The organism is Oceanobacillus sp. HCA-5259 (assembly GCF_037892815.1).
Lineage (GTDB): Bacteria > Bacillota > Bacilli > Bacillales > Amphibacillaceae > Oceanobacillus > Oceanobacillus indicireducens.
The window spans coordinates 1-3,110 of sequence record NZ_JBBKBV010000064.1 but is presented as its reverse complement, the minus strand read 5'-3'; the positions used below and the strand labels follow the sequence as shown (position 1 = coordinate 3,110).

General features: G+C 35.8%; 3 protein-coding genes. All 3 read left to right on the top strand.

What is annotated here, in order from left to right; genetic code table 11:
- Positions 1–170: 170 nt before the first annotated feature.
- From WKU33_RS18670 to WKU33_RS18660, 3 genes are read left to right on the top strand one after another with little or no spacing between them, the layout of a single operon-like run.
- Positions 171–1,076 carry a site-specific integrase gene (locus tag WKU33_RS18670; RefSeq protein ID WP_340456083.1) on the top strand — a complete coding sequence of 302 codons (906 nt, stop codon included), beginning with the start codon at positions 171–173 and terminating at the stop codon, positions 1,074–1,076.
- Between the two features lies 1 nt (position 1,077).
- Complete coding sequence (locus WKU33_RS18665) at positions 1,078–2,040, top strand: tyrosine-type recombinase/integrase (RefSeq protein ID WP_340456081.1); 963 nt, start codon at positions 1,078–1,080, stop codon at positions 2,038–2,040.
- Positions 2,027–3,046 carry a site-specific integrase gene (locus WKU33_RS18660; RefSeq protein ID WP_340456079.1) on the top strand — a complete coding sequence of 340 codons (1,020 nt, stop codon included), beginning with the start codon at positions 2,027–2,029 and terminating at the stop codon, positions 3,044–3,046. Before WKU33_RS18665 ends, WKU33_RS18660 begins: the two co-directional genes overlap by 14 nt.
- Positions 3,047–3,110 lie beyond the last annotated feature (64 nt).

The following is a 3,110-nucleotide window of genomic DNA, read 5'->3' as shown; positions in this document are numbered from 1 at the left end:
ATGCATTTATTACCAAGACTCTGGATGAAAGAAACTATTCAGATCTTAGTCGCAAGGAAAAGGATATAATTCGAAGTACGAATGTCCTTATTGAATATCAAACTACCGGGGTTATAAGATTTAGGTCTGTGAAGAAAATCTACAATTTCGAAGGTAAGATAGGGGTAGTAATGAAATCATTTTTTGAATTTAGAAAATCCCAAGGGTTGTCGGAAGACACTCTGGCTTCCAACAAATTGTATCTTCATCGATTCTTGTGCTATTTGAATTCCAACAACGTTTCAAGCATTTCGGATATAGACAATAAACACATACTTGGTTTCATCAATGGCCTCGGTATTTTTTCTAAATCAACGATTCATTGTACACTCAGTTCATTGCGTAATTTTTTAAGGTATTTATTTGAGGCACAATATTTAGATTATGATTTAACATATCTAGTACCTAAAAGCAGTTATAAAAAAGATGCCCGGATTCCTACTACCTATACGAAAGAGGAAATTGAACGCCTATTAATGTCTGTCGATCGGTCTAGTCCGAAAGGAAAAAGAGATGTCACTATGATACTATTGGCAGCCAGACTCGGGTTAAGAGCTTCAGATATTTGCGGGCTAAAGTTTGAACATATACATTGGGAAACCAATACTATACAAATCATTCAAAAGAAAACCAAAGAAAAAATAGAGCTTCCACTTTTAGTTGAACTAGGAAATGCGATTATTGATTACTTGAAATACGGAAGACCTGTATCAGATCTCCCTTATGTGTTTTTACGTGCACAACAACCATATGACAGACTTGAAGAACCTACGCTTCATAGTATTGTTTCTTTCTATTTAAAACGTGCCGGCATCAACAATGTTGATCAAAAGAAGCATGGTCCGCATGCCTTACGGCACAGCCTTGCAGGTATTCTTCTGGAACAGAAGACACCGCTTCCGGTAATTTCAGAGGTGCTTGGCCATTCCAATAGTGAGAGTACAAAAACATATCTCAGTATTGATTTGGATTCTCTCCGTCAGTGCGCACTGGATGTACCAATCATTCAATCCCTCCATTATAAGGGGGTGAACTAAAATGAAATTGTCCGGAATTAATGCTTATTTGATTGAACAATATTTAGCCTACAAAAGAAATATAGGCTATACCCTTAGCAGCACTTCTAATTTCAAAATTTTCGATAACTTTACTGTGAAAAATGGTGCGACTTCAGTTGGTTTGACTAAGGAATTGGCAGAAAAGTGGAAAGAGAAACGCCCAAATGAATCTGACGTTACCCGATACAAAAGAGTTAATGACATTGCCAACTTTTGCATCTATTTAAACCAACTTGGATACCAAACTTACATTCCAAGGCTGCCTAAAAACTATAAATCTACTTTCACACCATATATTTTTTCAAAAGAAGAGCTAGCTTCATTCTTTTCTGCTTGTGACACTATTAAGGTTCATGATAAATCGAATATGAAATATATTCTTCCAGTAGTTTTTCGTATAATTTACGGTTGCGGATTGAGAATAAATGAAGCAATGTCACTTAAAAATAAGGACGTAAATCTAGAAGAGGGATATATAATTGTTCGAGAAACCAAAAATGGCGGTGACCGAATACTTCCTCTCTCGGACTCTTTAATAACCATTTGTAGTCAATATAAAAACATTCTTTTACTTTCAAACGAATCCGAAGGTTACTTTTTTATACAGAAAAATGGTAACAGGTACGCTTCGGATACAGTTTATAAATGGTTTCGTAAAGTACTATGGAAAGCAGGCATTTCTCATGGCGGAAAAGGCATGGGTCCAAGAGTACACGATCTAAGGCATTCTTTCAGTGTACATTCGTTGGCGGAAATGTCCCGAAAAGGGATGGATTTATATTATACGCTTCCTATACTTTCTAAATATTTGGGACATCAGTCATTAGAAGCAACTGATAAATATGTCAGATTGACCTCAGATATGTATCCTGAATTAATTCAAGATGTAAACAAACTTAGCTCCTACTTGTTTCCGGAGGTGAAACAGAATGAAACCGACTGATTTCTCGTATTATCTAACAGGGTTTCTTACGAAATACTTACCTGGTGAAGCTGGAGCAAGTAATAATACTATAGAATCTTATAGAGACACATATGTACTCTTTCTCCGCTTTTTAAACAAGGAAAAAAAGATTGGAGCAGACAGTTTAACACTGAATATGATAACGAAAAGTATAGTAGTTGAGTATTTAGATTGGACAGAAAAAGTACGACAGTGCAGTACATCTACAAGGAATGTACGATTAGCAGCACTTCACTCTTTTTTTAAATATCTCCAATATGAGCATCCAGACAACCTAAGGGAATGGCAAAAAATCCTTTCCATTCCAATCAAAAAAGCAGAGAAGAACACAATTAACTATTTAACCCTTGATGGGATAAAGTTACTGTTGGAGATGCCAAATTTAAATACTCGAGTTGGACGTCGTGATTTAGCTTTATTAACGACAATATATGAAACTGGTGCGAGAGTACAAGAAATAATTGATTTAACACCATCGATGGTTCGGTTCGAGAAACCGTATACAGTAAAATTGATAGGTAAAGGGAACAAAGCCAGAATTGTACCTCTAATGGAGCCTACTGTACAAATACTGAAGGCGTACATGGAAGAACAAGATTTATTGAGAAGTTCCGCAAATTTATATCCATTGTTTTTCAATAAGCGAAAAGAGAAACTAACAAGAGCAGGGGTAAATTATGTAATAACGAAATACAAAGAATTAGCAAGAAAAGAGGATAAGACGTTAGTTCCAGAAGTATTTACCTGTCACTGTCTTAGACACTCGAAGGCAATGCATTTACTTCAAGCGGGGGTAAACCTAGTTTATATAAGAGATATTCTTGGTCACAGCTCGGTACAGACTACAGAAATTTATGCCAAAGCAGACTCTAAACAAAAGAGAGAGGCAATAGAAAAGGCTTATATTGACGTTTCACCTTCTGAAGAGCCGAAATGGAGAGAAAATGCAGACTTATTGGTTTGGCTGAAAAACTTTAATAAATAAAGAAAGAAAATGATAATGTAAAGTAACAGTCGCATATGCAGCTACATGAGTAAGACAAAAAAGT